The organism is uncultured Cardiobacterium sp., assembly GCF_938028825.1.
Classification (GTDB): Bacteria; Pseudomonadota; Gammaproteobacteria; order Cardiobacteriales; family Cardiobacteriaceae; genus Cardiobacterium.
Window position 1 is genome coordinate 1 of the sequence record NZ_CALIZP010000021.1, and the last position, 20,036, is coordinate 20,036.

Here is a 20,036-nt window from a genome sequence, read left to right on the forward strand (position 1 = left end):
TTAGTTTCTGCTTACCGACACCAGTGTCAGCATACTTTTTAGAACACCACCAAAATTTGCAGGTGCAATTTTGGTGCAACACGGTTTGGCTCTTCTTGTTTTCTTTTTAGCGCATGATGTCTGCGTTGACTTCATAATCGCTTTGTGCCAGTTCGCTTTCGTTGCCGTTTGTATCGGCGACGTACACGCGCAGGTCGGCGGTGTCGAAGATGCGGAAGGCAAACGGGTAATCCACGGTGCTGCCGTCGCCACGGTAGGGCCCCGCGCGGCGCGGGGTGTTGCTGACTGTCATGTGGTCTCCTGGTCAGAAAAAAGCCCGCGCAAGGCGGGCATGAAAAAACCCGCCGGGGCGGGTTTGATAGGTGGGGGCTATTCTGTTGTGGAAGGTTCTTCTTTCTCCTGTCGCCGTTCGTCTTGTTGTGCTTTCCAGTTTCCTTTGTAGATGAAGACAGAAGCCATGCCTGCAATCAATCCCATCACGGCGACGGCGTAGGCATACTGTTTGGCGATGAACAGGCCGATGGCGACACCGCTAAAAGTTATGGCTAAAAGGGCGGCAATGATTTGCCCTCTTTGTTCTGTCTTGATGCCGGCATCAATGATTTTGTCTTGCATCTGCAAGCGGTGTTTTTGCTCGGTTTCCGCCATGAGCAGGATGCGTTCTGCCGCACCGGGCAAGATTTCGTCATATTGGCGAAACTCGCTTGCCGGCGGCAGCGGCCCTGGGTAATGAACCGCACGAGTTACCAGCTTCTGCCGGGGCTCTTTGGCAGGCGGCAGGATTTCGCCGTTTTTGCCGTCTTCACGCTCTATCGGCAGTTCATCGCCTGTCATTATTTGTTCCTGTAAGGCTTCATCGCAGTGGCAATGTCATTGCCGACCTTGCGCCAGTCACCGGCAAGGTTGGCGGCATCCCGCGCGAAACCGTCCTCTTCGTAGTCGTAGTTCCCGCTGCCGATGCGCGGCATGATGTTGAATATGGATGACGCGCCGCTCAGGAAGGCGCGCCACGAGGTTGTCCGTTTTGTTGTCATGTCGTCCATTCTTGTCTCCTTCGTTTTCTTGCTTGGGTAAACCGCATCATGTTACACACCTTCGGGGTGTGTCGCCATTACCTCGTTAAGGGTTATTGCTGCGGCTTGCCGAGGAGGACGGCGAGCGGGTTATCGGTGTCGCCGTCGTCAAGGGCCTGCAAGCCGTCGAGGGTGCGGTTGATTTGCGCGGCGGGCAGGCCGAAGACGCTGCCGCCGATGCCGATTGCCGCCCGGCGCAGGCCGCTGTCCCACTCGCCCTGTCTGATTTCGTCGCGCAGTTTGTAGGCGTCCGCGATTGCGCGCAGGCCGACCGGGCCGGAGTAGTCGTAGCCGCTCAAGTTGAATTCGCGCAGGATGATGAATTGGCCGAAGAGGTTGTTCATCATCGCTATCGCCATGGTTTTGGCCGCGTTTTCTTTGTCCCAGCGGTCGCTGTCGCCCGGTTTCAGGAGGTCGGAAAGCGCCGCTTCGAGAATGGGCGCAATGGCCAGCAGCACGGTGAGGTTCACTGCTTTTTCGATTTTGCCCTGCCGCGTCGAGGTGAGGGTGTTGTAGTTGAGGTTCATGATGGTGTTCATGAAGCCGTAGTAGATGGTGAACAGTTTCATGATGTGGCCGCGCTCTGCCGCTGACAGGTCTTTCAGCATCCCTGAACCCTGGCTGTCAATCACGGCCTGGTCGGCATGGCGGTTTGCCTCTGCGATACTTGCCCCCGCTTCCAGCGATTTTTGTTGTTGTGCGTGCCAGGTGATGACGTCCACCTGCATCTGCACGAACATAATCAGGGTGTAGCTGTGCCGCGCCAGGAAGGTTTGCAGTTTGTTCTTCTGGCTGAGGCTGGCCGCCAGTTCGTTCAGTTCGCGGAAGCGGGTGCGCGCGCGGTTTTGCATGAAGGCGGACTGCGCTTTGGCTTCGCGCGTCATCTGCCGCGCATGGATCATCCACCGCCCCAGCTGCGGCAGGATATGCTGCCCGCCAACCCGCCCCACCGATTGGAACAGGCCGAGCGGCTGTTTCAGGGCGGAGATGATGTTGAAGCCCAGACCGGCCACGCCCGCATTGCGGCGCACGGCGTTGACCAGGGCCACGCCTTCGCTTTCGATTTGCAGGTCGCCAACGGCAATGTCGCGCGCCCAGCTTTTGAACTGGCGGTACACGTCATCGCCGTAGTGGTCGCGGATGGCGTCACTGACCCGCTTCGAGTTAAGCAGGCGGTTGCTGTCGAGCTGCCATTCATACCAGGCGAGGTAGTGGATGACGTTGTTGAGGCCGCGGTAGATGCCCGCCATGTTGTAGAGCAGCGGGCGGTTATGGACTTCGGCAACGCGGCTTTTCAGGAAACCCCGGTTGATGACGGCGGCAGAGTAGGCCCCTGATTCCATGTCGTGCAATTCCTGATCGGCGGCCACCGCTGAGGCGCGCGGGTCGTACATCACCGGGTAATAGCCGCCGCGCAGGTTGACCACCTGCCCGTCGGCACTGGTAATGGTGAAGGGGCGCGGCACGATCCATTCCGGCTCTATCCCAAGAACGCGGCGGGTGACGTCGGCAATCTGCGGTTTGTATTGTTCGAATGTGTCCCACACGCCTTGCAGGGCGTTGAGCTGCTCTGCGTTCAGCTGTGACAGCAGTTGTTCAAACTCTGCCGCCTGCCAGTTTTCACCGCCGAGGAGGCGCTGCGCGTTGCTGTCGTTGCCGTAGTTCAGCCCCATCACAAAGATGTCTTGCAGGGTGAAGCTGCGCGTTTTGCCGCCGATGGTATAGCTGCGCTTCTGGTTCAGCCCCTTTTGCGCTATCAGGGGGGCGAGGATGCGGGCCAGGGCTTCGGTGGCGCGCGCATTCTCGCTGGTCTGCCAGTCGGCCCGTTCGTTGGCCGGGCGGATCAGGTTGTCCCACCACGCGCCGCCGTCACGGTCGCCGTCCATGCGCCGCGCAATCATTGCCGTGCGCAGGTGGGCGGTGAAGAAGCGGCGCAGTTGCGCGCCCGCCCTGCCGAAGGTCGTGGTCGGGGTGCGGTTTTCGATGCCGCTGCGGCTGGCGTGTTGTTCGATACCGGCGACGAGGCTTGCCACGGTAGCGTTGTAGTCACGGTTCTTGCGGGCAAGCAGCAACGTGTTCTTCAACCTGCCCTGATGTTCGATTTGTTTGATGCTGTCCCGCAGGCCGCGCAGGTCGGTGAGGCTTAAATGCTGCCACGGGGTGCGGTTCGCTTCATCCAGCACTTTGGGGTCAATGTTGACTTCGATGCCTTGTTTTCTTTGCTCTTCCACCCATTGCGCCAGGGTTTGGCTGCGGTCGATGGCTTTCTTTGACTGCTCGCGCAGGTTGTAGCGTTCGAGGATGGCCTCGATTTGTTCGCGCTGTTTGATGTCGATGTTCTTGGGGTTGAGGCGGCTCATCCGCTTCAGGTAGCGCAGGTGGGTCGCCGCTTCTTCTTGCGCCTCGTAGGCGGCACGCGCCAGATGCGCCTGCAACAGCTGGTTGCGTTTTTCCGCAGCGGCGGTGGCGATGTCGCCTTTTTTCTGCGCCAGGGCGGCGGCTTTGGCGGCACGCGCTTCCATGCGGGTGTACTGCGCCGGATGGATGTCGCGCAGGCGTTTTGCCGCAATGGTCTCCTGCGCCAGTTGCCGCGCGGCGCGGTTGAGCAGGGTCTTGTTACCCACCGCTTTGGCCAGGGCATTCGCTTCGCTGGCAATCACGCGCAGGCGGATGTCGTTATGCACCGCCATGTCGGCGGCGAATGCCACCGCCTGCGGCGTTGCCAGTTCGCCAAACTGTTGCAGCATGATGTCATCGGCCACGTCGTTGATGGCATCCTGTGGCCGTTTCGCCGCCAACAGGGCTTGCACCATGGCGTCGCCGCTGTCATAAATGGCGTTGCCGTCTTCGTCCTGGAAGAGTTCTGCCACCAGGTCGGGATGTACCCCGCCCGTCTTGCTCACTTTGCGCCCCAGTTTCTTGATTTGCGCTTCGCTGTAGCCGAGTTCGAGCAGGGCTTCCCGATCAAGGCGCAGGGTCGGCAGGTCATGCAGGTGCGCGTGTTCCCCCGCCTTGCCGCTGCCAGGGTCGGGTTGGTGCAGCTTGCTGTACTGCGTTTGCCCGCGCTGTTGCGCATCGAAGACGGTGTAAAAATCGTTGAGGCTGTCGTTGTCGTTGAGGTAGCCCTGCTCCACCAGCGCCTGCCGCATGCCGTCCACACTGAGGCCGCCGTTGCGCCGCAATACCGGGAAGCCGGGGCGGATATCGGGGATGCGGTCTGCGGGGTCAAGGCCCCATTCTTGCTCCACTGCGTCTCGGTTCAGCCCGCCCAGCTTGGCGATGGCGGTGTTGAGGTCGTCATGTGCCGGGTCCACCGCGTCCGTCCACGCGCGCTTGTTGCTGGCAATGGTGGTGTCGGCCGTCATTGTGCCGGAAAGGAATTGCCAAACGCGGTACACCGGCAGGCCCAGCACCATCTGCCGTGCCTGCATTTCTGCCTGCTGCCGCGCGGCTTTGGCTTCCTGCTGTTTGCGGCGCAGTGCCTTGTTGCGCAGGTTGCGGATGTACTGGGTATCACGCAGGGCGCGCGCCTGCATTTCATCTTGCGCCGCCTGCGTCGCGTCCCGTCCCTGCTGTTGGTATGCAGCAAATTGTTCCGGCGTCATCCCGGCTTCTTCGGCGTTCTCAAACAGCTGCATCATGCTGCGGTTCTGTTCGGCCAGTTCGATAGCGTCACTGGTTGCCAGCATCCGGTCAAAGACCTGCCGCACCTCGTCGTTAAGCGGCGCGTTGAGGTTGCGCGCGGCTTTGTAGATGCGCAACAGCCAGGCACGGAAACGCTGGAATGCGCCCTGCAATTCCAGTGATGGTGCCTTGCCTTCGAGGATGTAGGTTTCAAACTGCCGCGCCGCCAGTTCGTGGTGGCTGCGCTTTTCCTCGATAGTCATGCTGTGCCAGGTGTCGAGGTCGAGGCCGCCGAGGTTGGCAAGGATGGTGTCGGCGTCCTTGATGATTTGCTTTTGCCCGTCGGTCAGCGCTTCGCCCGCGTCATTGCGCGCGCGCAGTTCGGTTGCATGCCGGGTGAGGGTTTCGAGGAAGTAGTGGCCGAGTTCGTGAATGAAGGTGGAGAGGTCGGCGTTCGGGGTCAGGGTGATGGTGTTGCTGTCGGGGCTGAAGGCTCCGCGCGGGGCGGCCTGTTCTTGCAGGTATTGGCCGAGGGTTTGCGGCGCGTATTCTTGCAAGGCCGCTACCTGTTCCTGCAGGGCGGTGGTGTCTTTTTCACGCGGCATCGCGTGTTCGTAAACGCCGAATCTGCCCGGATCGTCGCCCGCCTGTTCGTCCGCCCATGCCTGCGCGCTTTCCCGGTCGGCGAAGTAGGCGCTCTTCTCGGTGTCGAGGTCGAAGGCTTCCCAGTAGTTTTCCCCCGGCTCCTGCCCACGGGCGCGGATGTCCGCCGCCACTTTGTCACGATGTCGGCGGGCTCTCGCATTGCGTTCTTCCGCTTCTTGCAATGCGGCTTCTGCCTCCCTGAGTTTTTTCCGCCCCGCCTTGATCGCCTGTTCCTCTTCGGTCGTCGCTTGCGGCGGGATGTAGTCGATGATGTTGCCTTCTTCGTCCATGTCCACGCGGCGCACCAGTTCGGGGTCGAAAGCCAGTGCGCCGTCGCTGGTGTCCACCACATTCCAGCCGTTGGGTTCCAGAACTTCTTCCCAGATGCCGTCCAGTATCCAGCTCTCGTTGATGTCCCACAGCCCGGCGCTTGCCACGATGTATCCCGGGTCGGCTTCATCCACCAGGTTCTGCACCAGCTCCTCATCGCTCAATCCCGCGCCATAGCCGTCTTCTCGCAGGCGGTCGATGTTCTCGCGCAGGTACTTGCCCAGTGCTTCCCGGAATGCCGGGTCGCTGGCGCTGATGCGGTTGCCCACTTCGTCCGGCAGTTCCCACAGGTTACGCCCGTACCCTTCGACTTTTTCGGCCTCGTCGGCGAACATCATGTAGGGCACGTCGTTAAACGGCACGTCGCGGTTGTTGCGGCGGTAGTTCTGGTAATGAATATTCGGGTTCGCCGCATCAAACGCGCCGCTGTTACCGGTGGCGGATTTGATTTGCGCGGGGTCGGTGACGATGACTTCATCGTTGATGCTCTGTTTGGCATCGCGGGTGCCGCTGTCCACCACGTGGTCGGCCAGTACGCCGTCGTAGCCGTTTGCCCAGGCATGGTCGGCAAGCTCTTCGATGTCGTACAGGGTTTCGCCGTTCACTTCGATTTCGTCGAAAGCGCTGCGTCCCGCGTAGTCCACGTTCAGGGTGTTGCGCGCGTTGACGAAGAGCGGCATGGCGTCCCGTCCGTATTTCTGCGCGAATGCCCGCGAGCGGGTCAGGAAGATGCGCGGCATGTTGAGCGGGGTGTCGAAGGTGTCGAACTGCGCGTTGGTGCCGTGATACACCACCTGCGGCTCGCCGGTCTGCGGGTTCACCACTTTTGAGGTAGCGTTGGGGTTGACCTTCGCCGCCAACGCTTCAATAATGTCGTCAGCGCTCCGGATGGGGGAAATGGATTCAGTCTGTTGGCTGAGGAGGTTTCCTAACGTACTCCGGAGCGTTTCTTCTGTGTGCAGTTCCAGGGTGTAGATGCGCTGCCCGTCGGCAGCCGCGATGTTTTCTTTGGCGAGTATCGTCACATAATGCGTGCTGTCTTCCATGCGTACCGGCGCGGCAAAGCGCTTGATGCGGATGTTCGCATCCCCGTGCTTGGTGTCTATAAATTCGCCCACAAATGTGGCATGGCGCCATAGTTGCTCGATACGCTGCGCCAGGGCGTAGTGTTGGCCGCTGCTGAAACCGTTGTTCTCACTTTTGCGCCGCGCTGCCGCACTCAGCATTTTTCCCCGCTGGTCGCGGTTGACATAGGCAGTCAGTCCCGTTTCGTTGTTTGTCAGCGCTTTGCCGGCAAGGGCTTTCAGGGTCGCTTCGGCGCTGTCCTTGCTGGCGGGGCTGTCCACGTTCAGATCACGCGCGGCTTCCCAGTCGCCGAACCATGCTTTGAAGGATGGCGTGCGCACTTGCACCCATTGGCGGTAGTCAAGTTCGGTCTGCCCCGCTGCCTTGGCCTGTTCATAGGCTGCTTCGCCGCCGTATCGTTGCGCAGTCGCTTCGAATTCTTCTGCCTGCGCGGTGTTGGCGGTGGTCTGCTGGTAGCTGTCCTGCGCACTGTCCTGTTTGGGCGTGACGGGGAGCTCAAAGATGCCGTCCTGATTGCCGCGTTGCCGGGCTTCGTCCCGCAGTGTTTTCAGCGCCTGCTGGGTGTCGCCCTCGTAGCGCCGCAGTGTCCTTGCCGCCAGGGTTTGCCCGCCTGCCGGCACTTCTTCCACAACCGCCACGCCGCCTTCCGGCAAGGCTTTCACCGATACCAGGGCACGCTGCCCGTCCGGCGTTTTCAGGCCGTACACGCGCACTTCGGGATTTGCGATAGTGTCGTTGATAGTGGTGCGGTCGGCGTCTGTCAGGGGCGCGCGCTGTTCCTGCCCGTCCGCCTGCCGGATAACGCTGGCGTCATGGGCAATGGTGCGCCGGCGTCCCGTGATGTCCATGCCGCCGTAGCGGGCGGCCTCGTAGGTGGTTTCCGCGTCGATGGTCGCGGTGTTGTTGGCCGGGTTCGCCGTGTTCTGCTGCCCGGCCTGCGCCGCCGCTTCCGCTCCTGCCGCCAACCGGCGCGCGGCTTCAGCGGGAGTGAGGGTCTGTTCGCCCGCTTGGGTCCGGACGACGATATTCCCGCCAACGATGTGGATGCCGTATTGCGCATGGTATTCCTGCGGGCTGAGATCCATCTGGCGTGAGAAGACGTCCACATTGGCAGTATAGAGGGTGGCGTAGGTGCGGTTCGCCTCAGCGGTGGTCTGCCCGGCGGTGTTCAGCTGCTCGATGATGGATTGCTCAAGGGCCTGTATTTCGGCGGCGCGGGTGTCTTCTGCGGCAAGGCGCGTGACTTCGTTGCGGATGTCCTGTTCCAGCTCACCGAGGGCGTTGTTGTCGAGTTCCTGTGCGCTCATACCGTCAGCGTCGCGGATGTGCGGGCGCAGGGCGTTGGTCAGCTCTTCGTTGGGGGCAATGCGGGTGGCGCACCAATGTGATACCAATCCCGAAAATCAAGGCGGGAAGGCGGTGCCCGATAATCAGACTGCGTGGTCATCGCTACTCCGTGTCCGCCGCGTCGTTACAATAGCACCATATCCACCACAAGAGGCTCGAACATGAATTCGCAATTCTGGCACGGCATGGCTTTTTCCGCCGACACCATCATCCCCGTCCTCGCCATCATCGTCATGGGCTAGCTCATGAAGCGGCGCGGCGAGATGAGTACCGAGCTTGTCGCCGGCATGAATCACATTGTTTATCGCTATGCCCTGCCGATGCTGCTTTTCGTCAGCGTCGTCAACAGTGATATTTCGCCGCTCAGTCAGTGGCAGCTTATTGGCGCGGGCTGGTGTGCCGTCCTCGCCCTCTACGCCCTTGCCGCCCGTCTCGCCCGCAAGATGCCCGCCGCCGATCGCGGTGTTTTCATCCAGGGCGTTTTTCGCGGCAATATCGGCATCATCGGCCTCTCGCTTACCACCGGTGTTTATGGCAACGGCGATACTTTTGCCGCTTCTGCCGTCCTCGTCGGCACGCTTGCTTTCCTGATGAATATCCTCGCCGTCATCTGCCTCACCCAGGACGACAACCCCAAGCTGTGGCTGCTCACGCAAAAAGTCCTGCACAATCCGCTCATCATCGCCCTCATCCTCGCCATGCTGGTGAAAGCGCTGCACATCCCCGTGCCGAAAATCATCACTAACTTCGCCGGATACTACAAAAACCTCACCCTGCCGCTGGCGCTGCTTGCGACCGGTGCCAGCTTCGATCTGCGCGGCATCTTCGGCGCGGGGCGGATGGCGCTGTGGGCAAGCGCGGGGCGGCTCCTGCTCTCGCCGCTGGTCTTCCTCGTCTTCGGCCTCGTTTTTGGTCTGCGCGGCGAGACGCTCGGCGTCCTCTATCTCATCGGCGCAACGCCTGCCGCCTCCGCCAGTTACATCATGGCCAAGGCGATGGGCGGCAATGCCACCGCTGCGGCGAATATCATCGCCATCACCACCGCGCTGTCGCTGCTTCTCGTCGCCCCGGTCATCGCCCTTTTCCCGCTGCTCGGCTGGGCATGAACGGTGAAGGCAATATTCACAGCGGTTTTTCCGTCCAGAACTGTTTGATGACGGCGGCGACGGCGGCGGGTTCGTCCATGTGCAGATGGTGGCCGCCGTCGAGATGGACGACGCGGATGTCCTGGGTCAGGCGGTAGCGGTCGGGCAGGTAGTGCCAGTGTGCGGTGAAGCCGCTGTTGCCCTCAATCATCAGTACGGGCGCGGTGATGCGCGGGATGAATTCCTGCACTTGTTCTTCGGAGAGCATCATCGGCTGCCACACGGTGAGGCGTTTGTCGCTGATGAAGCGGTAGCCCGCCGCTTCGTGGTTGAGGTTGCGCCGCACCAGGCGTTCGGCACTTTCGGGTTTCATCGCGCCTGCCTTGATGCGCGCGGCGATGAGCGGGGCGAGGTCGTGGTAGTAGCGGTTGCTGCGCGGGTTCATGTAGTCCATGGTGAGCAGGCGTTCGCGCATCCGCTCCGGCAGGTCGTTGTGGTTGGAGACGTAGGGCGTGCCGTAGCATTCGATGCAGACGAGGCGGCTGATGCGGTCGTAAAAGGTGCCGGCCACCATGCTGGCGACTGCTGCGCCGAGGGAATGACAGACGAAGTCGATTTTGTCGATGCCGAGGGCGTCGGCGGCGAACATGGCGTCGCGCATATGGTCGGTGAAGTGGTAGCCCGCGCCGAGCGGGCGATGTGCGCTGCGGCCGTGGCCGGCAAATTCGAGGGCGATGAGCGAGGTGTTGTCATCGATGAGGTAGGGCGCGAGCGGGGCGAAGCTGGCGGCGTTGTCGAGCCAGCCGTGCAGGGCGAGGATGATGTGTGCGCCTTCGCCCCAGCGCTGGCCGGCGAGGCGGATGTGGGGCAGGTCGATGCAGATTTCGCGGGGGGTGATGGGGTGGGTCATGGTGGGGTGGGATTAGCCAAAGATTTCCGCATGGGTGTTCAGGCGGGCCAGTTCGAGGATATCGCCGCTGATACGGTAGATCAGCAGCAGATCGTTTTTGATGTGGCAATCACGAAAGCCCTGCCAATCGCCGCTGAGTGGGTGATCTTTATATTTGGCGGGCAGGGGCAGCCGGTTTTGCAGGCAGTACATATCTTCAATGTATTCGGGCGAGACGAGTAGCGCGTCAATGTTTTTACGGATTTCGCGTCGATACTGTTTGGATGCTTCAATCTTCATCGCTGCTCTCTTGTAGCAATGACAAGTGGAAGGCTTCCAACGTTTCGTAGTGTTTTCCCTCTCCGCGCACGAGTTCGGCGATGGCGGCGGCGGTGGTGGCATTGGGTTGTTCGTCTGTGTCCGGCGGATGGTCGTCCCCGGCAATTTGTCGGCGTTTTGCCACGGCTTCTTTTGCGTTAGCGGTTTCGATGGTTTCTTCTTCCTCACGCACAAGTTCGGCGATGGCAGTGGCGGTCGTGGCGTTGGGCTGTTCGTCCGCCTCCGGCAGCTGGCCGCTGTTGGCGATTTGTTGCAGCAGGCGGTTGATGACTTGCGCCGGGGTTTTGCCGTGCTGGCGGATGATGGCAAAGGCTTTGTTTTTGGTTTTGGTTGGGATGTGGAAGGTGTAGGCGGTGCTGTGCATGGCGGGCTCCTTACGGGCAGGGGTTGCTGATTTCCGCATGGATGGCGTTGATGGCGGCGAGGGTATCGTCGCTGAGGCTCACGTCGGCACTGGCGATGTTTTCCGCGAGCTGTTCGGGACCGGTCGCGCCGATGATGTTGCTGGTGACGAACGGGCGGCCGGTGACGAAGGCCAGCGCGAGTTGGGCGAGGCTGATACCCGCAGCGTCGGCAATGGCGGCGTAGCGCTCAACGGCGGCGAAGCCCTGCGGCTTGGTGTAGCGGGTGAAGCGGCTATATTTGGCGATGCGCCAGTCCTGATGCCAGGGCAGACGGCGGTATTTGCCGGAAAGCAGGCCAAAGGCCAGCGGCGAGTAGGCGAGCAGGCCGACACCCTCGCGCAGCGATATTTCGGCGAGGCCGACCTCATAGCTGCGGTTCAGGAGGTTGTAGGGGTTTTGCACGGAAACGGCGCGGGTTTTGCCGAGGCGGGCGGCTTCGTGCAGGTGCGTCATCACGCCCCACGGGGTTTCGTTGGAGAGACCGTAGCTGCGGATTTTCCCCGCTTGCATGAGTTCGTCCAGCGCAGCGACGGTTTCGGCGATGGGGGTTACTCCGGCGGGGTCGTCGAGGCTGCTGATGCCGAGGGTGCCGAAGTTGTTGACGCGGCGTTCCGGCCAGTGCAGCTGGTAGAGGTCGAGGTAGTCGGTATGCAGGCGGGCGAGCGAGGCGTCGCAGGCGGCGTGGATTTGCGCACGGGTGAAGCGCGATCCGCCGCGTATGTAGTCCTGGCCGTCGTTGCCGCGCGAGGGGCCGGCGATTTTGCTGGCGAGGATGATGTCGTCGCGTTTGCCGCGTTTGGCGAGCCAGCTGCCGATGTATTGTTCAGTACGGGTGTAGGTTTCGCGGCAGGGCGGCACGGGGTACATCTCGGCGGTGTCGATGAAGTTCACGCCGTGCGCGGTGGCGTAGTCGAGCTGAGCGTGGGCTTCGGCTTCCGTGTTCTGTTCGCCGAAGGTCATGGTGCCGAGACAGATGGCGCTGACGCGGATGCCGGTATTGCCGAGCGGGCGGTATTGCATGGGGGCTCCTGTGCGTGGGAAGGGGGCGCTACTTTACTCTTCTTTGCGTGGGGCAGGCAGGCGGAATGTTTACAGCGGCAGCGCCGCCTGCCGCGTTTCCGCCGCCTCGCCCAGGCCGGAATAGGTGACGCCGACGAGGCGCACGGGTTTCGTTGGCGCGATGTCGTGCAGCAGGCGGGCAATCCAGTAGTGTGCGTCGTTTTCCCGGGTGAACGGGGTGGAGACGCTGCGGCTGCGGGTGATTTGCGAGAAGTCGTGGTATTTCAGCTTGATGGTCAGGGTATGCGGGTGCAGGTGGCGTTTTTGTACGTCGGCGAAGGCATCCTGGTTTTGCGCGAGGAGTGCCTGATAGAGGGCGGGGATGCCTTCGAGGTCGTGGATGAAGGTGGTTTCGCTGCCGATGGATTTGCGCTCGCGCGTGGGTTCGACGGGGCGCAGGTCGATGCCGCGCGCCATGTGGTAGTAGAAGTCGCCATGTTTGCCGAATGCGTGGCGCAGGCTTTCCGGCGAGAAACGCAGCAGGTCGGCGCCGGTTTTGATGCCGAGCGCGTGCATATGCGCGGCGGTCGCCTTGCCGATGCCGTGGAAGCGCTCGACCGGCAAAGAGGCGGCGAAGGCCGCACCTTCTGCGGGGGTGATGACGGCGAGGCCGTCCGGTTTGTTCAGGTCGGAGGCGATTTTCGCCAGCATTTTGTTGTAGGAGACGCCCGCCGAAGCGGTGAGGCCGGTTGCGGCGCGGATTTCCGCGCGCAGGCGTTCGGCGATGCGCGTCGCCGAGCCGCGTTCGTGCGGGCTGCCGGTCACGTCGAGATAGGCTTCGTCCAGCGAAAGCGGCTCGACCAGGTTGGTAATGGCGAGCATCAGTGCGCGGATTTGCAGGCTGACGGCGCGATAGACCTCGAAACGCGGCGGCACGAGGATGACCTGCGGGCAGAGTTGCAGGGCGCGGTGCGCGGACATCGCCGAGTGCAGGCCGTAACGCCGCGCTTCGTAGCTGGCCGCCGCCACCACGCCGCGCTCCTGCGGCGGACGGGCGACGATAAGCGGCTTGCCGCGCCAGGCGGGGTTGTCGCGCTGCTCGACGGCGGCAAAAAAGGCGTCCATGTCAATGTGGATGATTTTGCGGATGCTCATGGCTCGCTATGGTCGCGTGGTTGCAGGTATCTGCCTATCCCGGTCAATCGCGGCGGCCTGCCATGCGTGGCAGGATTTTTTGCTACGGCAGCGCGGTGGACGGCGGTCATCAGGATGTGGCCGGCGGTGAGCGGGAGCAGCAGGCGGGCGGCACGGCTCACGGCGGGCGGGCGCTGTTCGGCGGCAATGGCGCAGAAGATGCGGGCGAAGACGGGCAGAGGCGCAGCGTGCCGAGGGCTTTGTGCACGGGGATGAGGGTTTTTGTGTAGCCGGAAACGTGCCAGATGAGCGCGAGGCGGTACATGCAGGCGATGGCGATAGCCATGCCCCAGTGCAGGACACGGCTGAGGGTGCCGTAGTGGTTGGGGGTATCGGGGGTCATGGTTTCTTACTGTCAGGGTTGTACTGCTCCATGATTTCTTTCGCTTGCGCTTCCAGTTCGGGGAAGAGGGTGCGTTTGCTGATGCCGAAGGATTGGATTTCTTCCATGATGGCAGCTTTGCTTTCCGCTTTGACGAGGATTTTTTGATTTTTCAATGCAGAGGGATGCCATTCTGCAGGGATGGCAGCGGCTTCTGTTTTATTGTCTTTGATGCCGAATAGCAGGAAACAACCTTGCTGTCGCGAGATGCGCTGATTATTGAGTTTGGCGCGGACGCAGAGGACACATTCGAGATCACTAGGGCTAATAAGATTACGAAATCCTGGTCTTTCTGAACGAATATCGTCAAGTAATAAGTTAATGTTTTCTTGCTTGTTAAACATTTCTAGATAGGCATTATTGCCTATTGCCGTTGCTGTCATTTCAAGTGAATGATAAAAATCTTGATAGTTATTAAATCCTGTTATTTGAAGGTAGTTCTTAATTGTAGCAGTATTCATGAGCTCCTTATCCTCAAAGCAATTTTTAATAAATTCATAATTTTCTTCATTGTCTTTTATATATTCCATTATTTTCAATAAACGGAATTTCTCTGCTCTTTCTTTGTAAAGAGGAATTTCAAAAGGATGTGGTCTCGCACTAATTGCAGATAAGATAATAGCTGCATTATCATTATCGTATTTTATATTTTTATTAGGTATGTCAAAAATAATCAGCTCACCATTTTTGTCGTAGTGCTGTTTATTCCAGGCAGCAAAATATAAGGCAACCAGTGCATTTGTCGTTAAATCCAGCAAGCGGGTGCTGTATCCGTAATGCTGCAATTTCACCAGTTTTTCAAAGAGAGTATCGCTGGGCAAAAAGTCATCGGGGCAGTAGGTTAAGGCATCTTTGATGATTTTGTCCTCGTTTACGATGAGGTGTTCTTGCCCTTTTCGATATATACCGGGCAATAAATCCCAGTCTGCATCGCCATGACCACGAAAGAAGCGGGTTTTTTCTTGGTTATCTGGTTTTTCAGGGTTACTAGATTTTTTAAGTTCACAAGGTTCCTCACATTGACCAGGTTTTCCAAGTCTTTTCAGGATTCGGGATAGGTCGCTGACACTCTTAATTTCGTGCGGGATATCCGTGCTTTCAGGCATTGCATTTTGTTTTTCGTCCGTCATGATTTTTCTCCGGTTTTGTTTGTGGTTGCCGCCGCATCCAGCGCGCGCAGTTGTTCCAGTTTATCAGCGAGTTTGATTTCAAAGCCGCGCCGGTTTGGCTGATAGAAGCGGATGCCCGCTTGCAGCATGGCGTCCGGCAGGTAGGTTTGGCCAGCGGCGTAGGCTTGCGGTTCGTCGTGGGCGTAGCGGTAGTGCGTGCCGTAGCCTTCGTTTTTATGCACGGCAGTCGGGGCGTTGCGCAGGTGCAGCGGCACGGGGTGGGCGGGGTTCGCGCGGACGTAGGCAAAGGCGGCTTTCATCGCTTTGTAGCTGGCGTTGCTTTTTGGCGCAAGGGCGAGGTAGGTGATGGTCTGGGCGAGGGCGAGGTAGCCTTCGGGGGCGCCGAGGCGTTCGTAGGTCTGGTAGGCGTTCAGGGCGAGGTTGAGCGCGTTCGGATCGGCATTGCTGATGTCTTCGCTGGCGACGCACAGCATCCGCCGCGCGATGACCAGCGGGTCGGCACCGCCGTCCACCATGCGCGCGAACCAGTACATGGCGCCGTCCGGATTCGAGCCGCGCAGGGATTTGTGGAAGGCGGAAAGGAGTTCGTAGAACCAGTCGCCCTGTTTGTCCAGCGCTTTCGGCTGGTCAGCAAGGGCTTGCGCGAGGGCGTCTTCGTCGCTTGCGCCCTGGCTGCGCAGTAGCGCCCATTCTTCGAGCCAGCCGATGGCTTTTCGCGCGTCGCCGCCGGACTGGTAGGCGATGGTGGCGAGGATGTTGTCCGGCGTGTCTTCCAGATTAAGCGCGGCCACGCCCTGGCGCAGTTTTTCGATGAGTTCGTCTTCGCTCAAAGGTTGCAGGTGGAAAACGCGCAGGCGGGAGAGCAGGGCGTTGTTGAGATGGAAGGCGGGGTTTTCGGTGGTGGCGCCGATGAGGATGAGGGTGCCGTCTTCGACGTAGGGCAGGAAGGCGTCTTGCTGGGCTTTGTTGAAGCGGTGGATTTCGTCGATAAAGAGGATGGTTTTGCGGCCCAGGCGGCGTTCTTGCTGGGCTTCAAGGACGGCTTCGCGCACTTCTTTGACGCCGGAGAAGACGGCGGAGAGGCGGATAAAGCGCGCGGCGAAGCGGTCGGCGAGCAACAGGGCGAGGGTGGTTTTGCCGCAGCCGGGCGCCCCCCAGAGCAGCATGGAGAAGGGTTTTTGCTGGGCGATGGCGACGGTGAGCGGCATGCCGGGACCGAGGATGTGTTTTTGCCCGATGTAGTCGGCAAGCGTTTTGGGGCGCAGGCGTTCGGCAAGCGGAGCGTCGCCGCTGCGGGAAAAGAGGGAGGGTTGGCCGGTCATGGTGGGATAGGGGTTGGGATGGTGGCGTGATTGTACGCAAGTTTGAGCACCCCGCCGCGCGGGAAGCCGCCGCCTGTCTTCCGCTTTTTCCCGCAGGCAGCCGCCATGCAACGCAAAAGGCGGCAGGCGTTGCCGCACTGCCGCCCGGGCAGGTTGCTTGCATTATTCTTCGATGACGATGCGCGCGTTCAGCGGTTGCAGCGGGCGGTTGTTCGCCTGGCCAATCATGGCTTCCATCGCTTTGAATTGGGCTTCGCTCGCTTCAACCGGGGTTTTGAAGACGATCCAGTTCACCCCTTCGCTGCATGGCGGCGTGGTGAGCGAGCCGTTCAGGCGGAAGAGGTTTTGATCTTTGGGGAAGAGGGCGGCGATGTCGAGTTTGTCGGCAAGCGCGGTTTTTTCGCCCGCTTTAAGCGGTTTGGCAAGAAGCGGTGCGAGGGCGGGGTTTTCTGCGCCTTTTTCGAACATGACACCGATGACGGCGAGTTCACCACGCTCATTCTGATGGACGAAGTGCACTTCCATCGGGAAGTATTTGCTGAGGAAGGTGTGTTCGCTCGGCGTGTGGAAGTGGAATTGCTTCAGGGTAAATTCTTCGTCGCCCAGTTTCAGGGTTTTGACGGCGTCCGTGGGCGTAGCCTGGATGGTGTGGCCGTTGTTTTCCACGGTGTAGATGAGCGGCGGATAAGTCGCTTCCACGCTGCTGCCGCTTTTGGCGATGGCGGTAGTGAGATCGACCGGCGACTGGTTTTTGCCCAGTTTGCAGGTGACAAATGCCGGGCTGAGTTCGCCCCAGTGTGCGGGGTCGTCCTTGCCAGTGTAAGACCAGTGGGGCTGCCCTTCGCCAGCGAAGGCAGAGAGGGATACGGCGCAGAGCGCAGCGAGCGCGGTGTGTCGCAGTTGCATGACGAAACCTCATTGTTGTCGTGAGTTTGACCCCCGCGCGGTTTTGAACCTCTTGGGGGACGCCTTATCCACCTGTAAAAACGGCCTGGCCGGTGGGTGCGCGGTCAGACCGTTTACGGGTGGATAATTGGGTGGGAATTATGCAGTTTGCAGCATTTTTCATCAACGACCACTCACGTTTTCCCCCGCCGGTTCACCGTGCAATACAGCCGCCCCGTACCGAGGCGGACGGTGATTTTTTCGCCGGGCTGCACGGCGTCGCTGCGGTACACGACTTTGCCCGCGCTGTCGTAAGTGACGGCATAGCCGCGCGCGAGGATGTTGAGCGGGCTCAGGTTGTGCAGGGTTTGCATTAGGTGGTGCAGGCGGTGTTGCTCCTGGCGGTGGCGGTTGACGACGGCGCGGCGCATCCGCGCGTCGAGTTCGTCGAGGCGCTGACGGATGCGGTCGAGATAGCGCGCGGGCTGCTGCTGTTTGAGGCGGTGGTCGAGGTGGTCAAGGCGCAGCCGTGCCCGTTCCATCTGCCGCGTAACGGCGCGGTGCAGTTGTTCGCCGAGGCGGTGCAGGCGCTCTTTTTCGCCGCTCAAATCGGCGCAACTCTGCTCGGCGGCGGCGGTCGGCGTCGGCGCGCGCAGGTCGGCGGCGAGATCGGCGAGGGTGACATCTGTTTCGTGTCCCACGCCGCTGATGACGGGGATGCGGCTGGCGGCGATGGCGCGGACGAGGTCGGGATCGTTGTATGCCCACAGGTCTTCGGCACTGCCGCCGCCCCGGATGAGCAGCAGCGTGTCGCATTCGGCGCGGCGGTTGGCGGTGCGCAGGCGGCGGATGAGCTGCGGCGGTGCCTTCGCCCCCTGCACCAGCGACGGATAGATGATGACGGAGACCAGCGGGTTGCGGCGGCGCAGGGTGGTAATCGCATCATGCACCGCCGCGCCGCTCAGACTGGTGATGAGGCCGATTTGCCGGGGATGACGCGGGATGGGGCGTTTGTTCGCGGCTAGGAAGCAGCCTTCCGCTGTGAGCATTTCCCGCCGCCGCTGCAATTCCGCCTCCATCGCGCCGATGCCCGCCGCTTCAACCTGGTCAAGGATGAGCTGGTAGCCGCCGCGCGGTTCGTAGAGCGTCGCCCGCCCGTGCACACGCACGGCGATACCGTTCGCGAGCTGGCGCGCGGGCAGGCGCAGGCCGAAAGTGCTGCCGCGAAAGAGGGCGCAGGCGACCTGGGCATGGCTGTCTTTCAAGGAAAAGTAGAGGTGCCCCGAAGCGGGGCGGCTCAAATTGGAAATCTCGCCTTCCACCCAGAGGTCGCGGAAATCGCCTTCAAGCAGGCGGCGCACATGGGCGTTGAGCTGGCTGACGGTGTAAGTGAGACTCATGCGGCGGCGATGAAAAGAGCGGTGATGCAAAGCAGGTTGACGCCGAAGAGCAGCGAGCGGGCGAGCGGCTTGTCGTGGATATAGCAGAGGACGAAGGCGATGCGGCTCGCGACGAACAGCAGCGCCCAGCAGTTGATGACGCCCTGCCCTGCCCCGCCCGTCGTCTGCGCGATGATGACGGCGGCGGCAAACGGCGGGAAGATTTCATAACCGTTGCGCTGCGCCGCATCCGCCCGCGCTGCTTTGCCGCTTAATTTAGCAAGAAACGCGCGCGGCTCGTGGTTGTCGGCCATCGTGAAGCCGCCGAGACGCTTGGCATAGGCGGCGCAGAAAATGGGCAGAAAAATGGTGATGAAAACGCACCAGTAAGCGAGGGTCATGGTTACTCCTAATCGTGTAGTCGCTGCAAACAGGAATGATACAGTGTTGGCGAGCCTCGCCGGGAACCCATAAAAACCGCATAGTGATTTTTATGGGAAACCCACGCCGTACCATCTGTACTGTCTTCGGCCCGCCGCCTTGCTCATCCCTATTTGAAACGACTATAACAAAAACATCAGCAGCGGGTTGTCGTGTGGCGGCGTTCGCCGACAAAGCCATCATCACGCAGACCGCCGACGGCGGCAACCTTGACGCGCAAAGCAGCGATATCAGGGGTCGGCAGCGGCGGATTTCTCCCAAAAGTATTTTTCGTCGCCTGTATGTCCGGCAATAGTGGTTTTTCCGTCGTCGCGGCGGCTTGCAATACGGTATGGATATGGCTTTCCTTGCCGCCTTTTCCTATATCGCTCAATACCGGGAACACAGGTGCGTACAGAAAGAATATTTTTCATTACCTGCCCATGAAAGAAGCGGCGTTGTTTCACTTCTCTATTACCGGCGGCAATCGTCAGCAATAATGAGTTGCGGCATATTCCCAGGCAATAATCAACAAGCATCATTAGCGCATCAAATACAAAAACTGTCGTAAATATCTTTCATAAGAAGGAGCCATAAAAATAGCGGTATATAACAAGCCGGATAACGGCAAAAGATACCCGGACCGCAAGCGATTTTTACAGGAGCGGACATATGGTTTTTTCCGGTGCAACGCAATATTCATGATTTTTCCCGATGGTCAGGCATCACCTGTGCTGCTTTTATGCGCCGCCGTCGCCCGCAAATACAGCGTACTATCCGCGCATGCGCCGATAAATCCACCGTCTGCCACACCGCCTGCTGCGGCAACCGCCATGCGCAGGGCGGCGGCATTACTTGGGGCACGACGTGTCGCGGCCTTTTCCCGACTGCGCGGCGGACGGGTGAGGTCAAGCAGCAGGGGCGGCTGTTGCGGTTTGTGCGGCAGCAGGACGGTGCATAGCGCGCCTTTCTCGCTGTAATTGTGGCGGATATAGCTGACGATGCTGTGGTAGTCGTGCAGCGGATAGGTCTTTGCCGTTGTCCTGCACCGCCAGAAATATTTCTTCTCGATGGTGATTTGCCCATCTTCCATGATTATCGCCAGCGGCTTTTCGCATTGCCGCAGACGGTTATGGACAGCAATAGTCAATATATCGCCGACAAACAGCAGAGAAAAGAGCAGCCAGGCATAAGGGTCATGACGAAACAGGGTGAAATACAACAGGGCCAGCAGCGGCCATACATAAAGAAAATGCCGCCAACTGTGCGGCAATGGATTGGCTTCCGGAGTAATTTTCATCATTTCGGCTTCCTTAAAGCAACAGTATCATGAATGGGTCGATTCGTTTCACCGGCAGAGAATAGGTTTGCTTTCATCACCGCTGTCCTTGTATTTATTGACATATGCAAAGCCATGAATCCGGGCGGGAAAGCGGCACAATTCTGTCTGAGTTTGTCTCCTGCAACTACGGGGCATATAATAAACCGACATTGTCATTTCCA

Annotated in this window: 19 protein-coding genes; 2 read left to right on the top strand and 17 right to left on the bottom strand. The window is 60.1% G+C overall.

Going from position 1 to position 20,036, the window contains the following annotated elements; genetic code table 11:
* Window positions 1-106: 106 nt before the first annotated feature.
* From Q0562_RS02790 to Q0562_RS02805, 4 genes are all read right to left on the bottom strand, one after another.
* Complete coding sequence (locus tag Q0562_RS02790; RefSeq protein WP_298640852.1) at window positions 107-292, bottom strand: hypothetical protein; 186 nt, start codon at window positions 290-292, stop codon at window positions 107-109.
* 77 nt (window positions 293-369) lie between these two features.
* Window positions 370-834: a DUF2335 domain-containing protein gene (locus tag Q0562_RS02795; protein WP_298640854.1), complete on the bottom strand. Its 465-nt coding sequence runs from the start codon at window positions 832-834 to the stop codon at window positions 370-372.
* Complete coding sequence (locus Q0562_RS02800; protein WP_298640857.1) at window positions 834-1,043, bottom strand: hypothetical protein; 210 nt, start codon at window positions 1,041-1,043, stop codon at window positions 834-836. The genes Q0562_RS02795 and Q0562_RS02800 overlap by 1 nt, the downstream gene beginning before the upstream one ends.
* An 83-nt stretch (window positions 1,044-1,126) precedes the next feature.
* On the bottom strand, window positions 1,127-8,152 hold the full coding sequence (locus Q0562_RS02805; RefSeq protein ID WP_298640860.1) for a hypothetical protein: 7,026 nt from the start codon (window positions 8,150-8,152) through the stop codon (window positions 1,127-1,129).
* Window positions 8,153-8,197: 45 nt separating this feature from the next.
* On the opposite strand from Q0562_RS02805, the gene Q0562_RS02810 reads away from it, so the two are divergent.
* The gene (locus Q0562_RS02810) at window positions 8,198-8,347 is read left to right on the top strand and encodes a hypothetical protein (protein WP_298640862.1); all 150 of its coding nucleotides are present in this window, start codon (window positions 8,198-8,200) and stop codon (window positions 8,345-8,347) included.
* A 21-nt stretch (window positions 8,348-8,368) separates the two neighbouring features.
* A complete protein-coding gene (locus Q0562_RS02815) occupies window positions 8,369-9,211 on the top strand; it encodes an AEC family transporter (RefSeq protein WP_298640865.1) in 843 nt (280 codons plus the stop codon).
* A gap of 16 nt (window positions 9,212-9,227) precedes the next feature.
* On the opposite strand, the gene Q0562_RS02820 is transcribed toward Q0562_RS02815, so the two are convergent.
* The 13 genes from Q0562_RS02820 to Q0562_RS02880 form a co-directional block, all read right to left on the bottom strand.
* A complete protein-coding gene (locus Q0562_RS02820) occupies window positions 9,228-10,100 on the bottom strand; it encodes an alpha/beta fold hydrolase (protein ID WP_298640866.1) in 873 nt (290 codons plus the stop codon).
* A gap of 12 nt (window positions 10,101-10,112) precedes the next feature.
* Window positions 10,113-10,379 (bottom strand): type II toxin-antitoxin system YafQ family toxin, encoded by a 267-nt coding sequence (locus tag Q0562_RS02825; RefSeq protein ID WP_298640868.1) that lies wholly within the window; start codon window positions 10,377-10,379, stop codon window positions 10,113-10,115.
* Window positions 10,369-10,782: a type II toxin-antitoxin system RelB/DinJ family antitoxin gene (locus Q0562_RS02830; protein WP_298640870.1), complete on the bottom strand. Its 414-nt coding sequence runs from the start codon at window positions 10,780-10,782 to the stop codon at window positions 10,369-10,371. Before Q0562_RS02830 ends, Q0562_RS02825 begins: the two co-directional genes overlap by 11 nt.
* A gap of 10 nt (window positions 10,783-10,792) precedes the next feature.
* Window positions 10,793-11,842, bottom strand: coding sequence for an NADP(H)-dependent aldo-keto reductase (locus Q0562_RS02835; RefSeq protein WP_298640874.1), 1,050 nt, complete (start codon window positions 11,840-11,842; stop codon window positions 10,793-10,795).
* A gap of 69 nt (window positions 11,843-11,911) precedes the next feature.
* Window positions 11,912-12,976: a DNA polymerase IV gene (dinB, locus tag Q0562_RS02840; RefSeq protein WP_298640879.1), complete on the bottom strand. Its 1,065-nt coding sequence runs from the start codon at window positions 12,974-12,976 to the stop codon at window positions 11,912-11,914.
* A 157-nt stretch (window positions 12,977-13,133) separates the two neighbouring features.
* Window positions 13,134-13,358, bottom strand: a complete 225-nt coding sequence (locus tag Q0562_RS02845) for a hypothetical protein (RefSeq protein WP_298640882.1) — start codon at window positions 13,356-13,358, stop codon at window positions 13,134-13,136.
* Window positions 13,355-14,527: an FRG domain-containing protein gene (locus Q0562_RS02850; RefSeq protein ID WP_298640885.1), complete on the bottom strand. Its 1,173-nt coding sequence runs from the start codon at window positions 14,525-14,527 to the stop codon at window positions 13,355-13,357. The genes Q0562_RS02845 and Q0562_RS02850 overlap by 4 nt, the downstream gene beginning before the upstream one ends.
* On the bottom strand, window positions 14,524-15,849 hold the full coding sequence (locus Q0562_RS02855; protein WP_298640887.1) for a replication-associated recombination protein A: 1,326 nt from the start codon (window positions 15,847-15,849) through the stop codon (window positions 14,524-14,526). The genes Q0562_RS02850 and Q0562_RS02855 overlap by 4 nt, the downstream gene beginning before the upstream one ends.
* A gap of 162 nt (window positions 15,850-16,011) precedes the next feature.
* Window positions 16,012-16,755: a carbonic anhydrase family protein gene (locus Q0562_RS02860; protein WP_298640889.1), complete on the bottom strand. Its 744-nt coding sequence runs from the start codon at window positions 16,753-16,755 to the stop codon at window positions 16,012-16,014.
* 173 nt (window positions 16,756-16,928) lie between these two features.
* Complete coding sequence (gene xseA, locus Q0562_RS02865) at window positions 16,929-18,134, bottom strand: exodeoxyribonuclease VII large subunit (protein ID WP_298640892.1); 1,206 nt, start codon at window positions 18,132-18,134, stop codon at window positions 16,929-16,931.
* Window positions 18,131-18,514 carry an MAPEG family protein gene (locus Q0562_RS02870; RefSeq protein WP_298640895.1) on the bottom strand — a complete coding sequence of 128 codons (384 nt, stop codon included), beginning with the start codon at window positions 18,512-18,514 and terminating at the stop codon, window positions 18,131-18,133. The genes xseA and Q0562_RS02870 overlap by 4 nt, the downstream gene beginning before the upstream one ends.
* 270 nt (window positions 18,515-18,784) lie before the next feature.
* The gene (locus tag Q0562_RS02875) at window positions 18,785-19,075 is read right to left on the bottom strand and encodes a hypothetical protein (RefSeq protein WP_298640897.1); all 291 of its coding nucleotides are present in this window, start codon (window positions 19,073-19,075) and stop codon (window positions 18,785-18,787) included.
* Between the two features lie 176 nt (window positions 19,076-19,251).
* Entirely contained in the window at window positions 19,252-19,836 is a 585-nt protein-coding gene (locus Q0562_RS02880) for a hypothetical protein (protein WP_298640900.1), read from the bottom strand.
* Window positions 19,837-20,036: the final 200 nt, after the last annotated feature.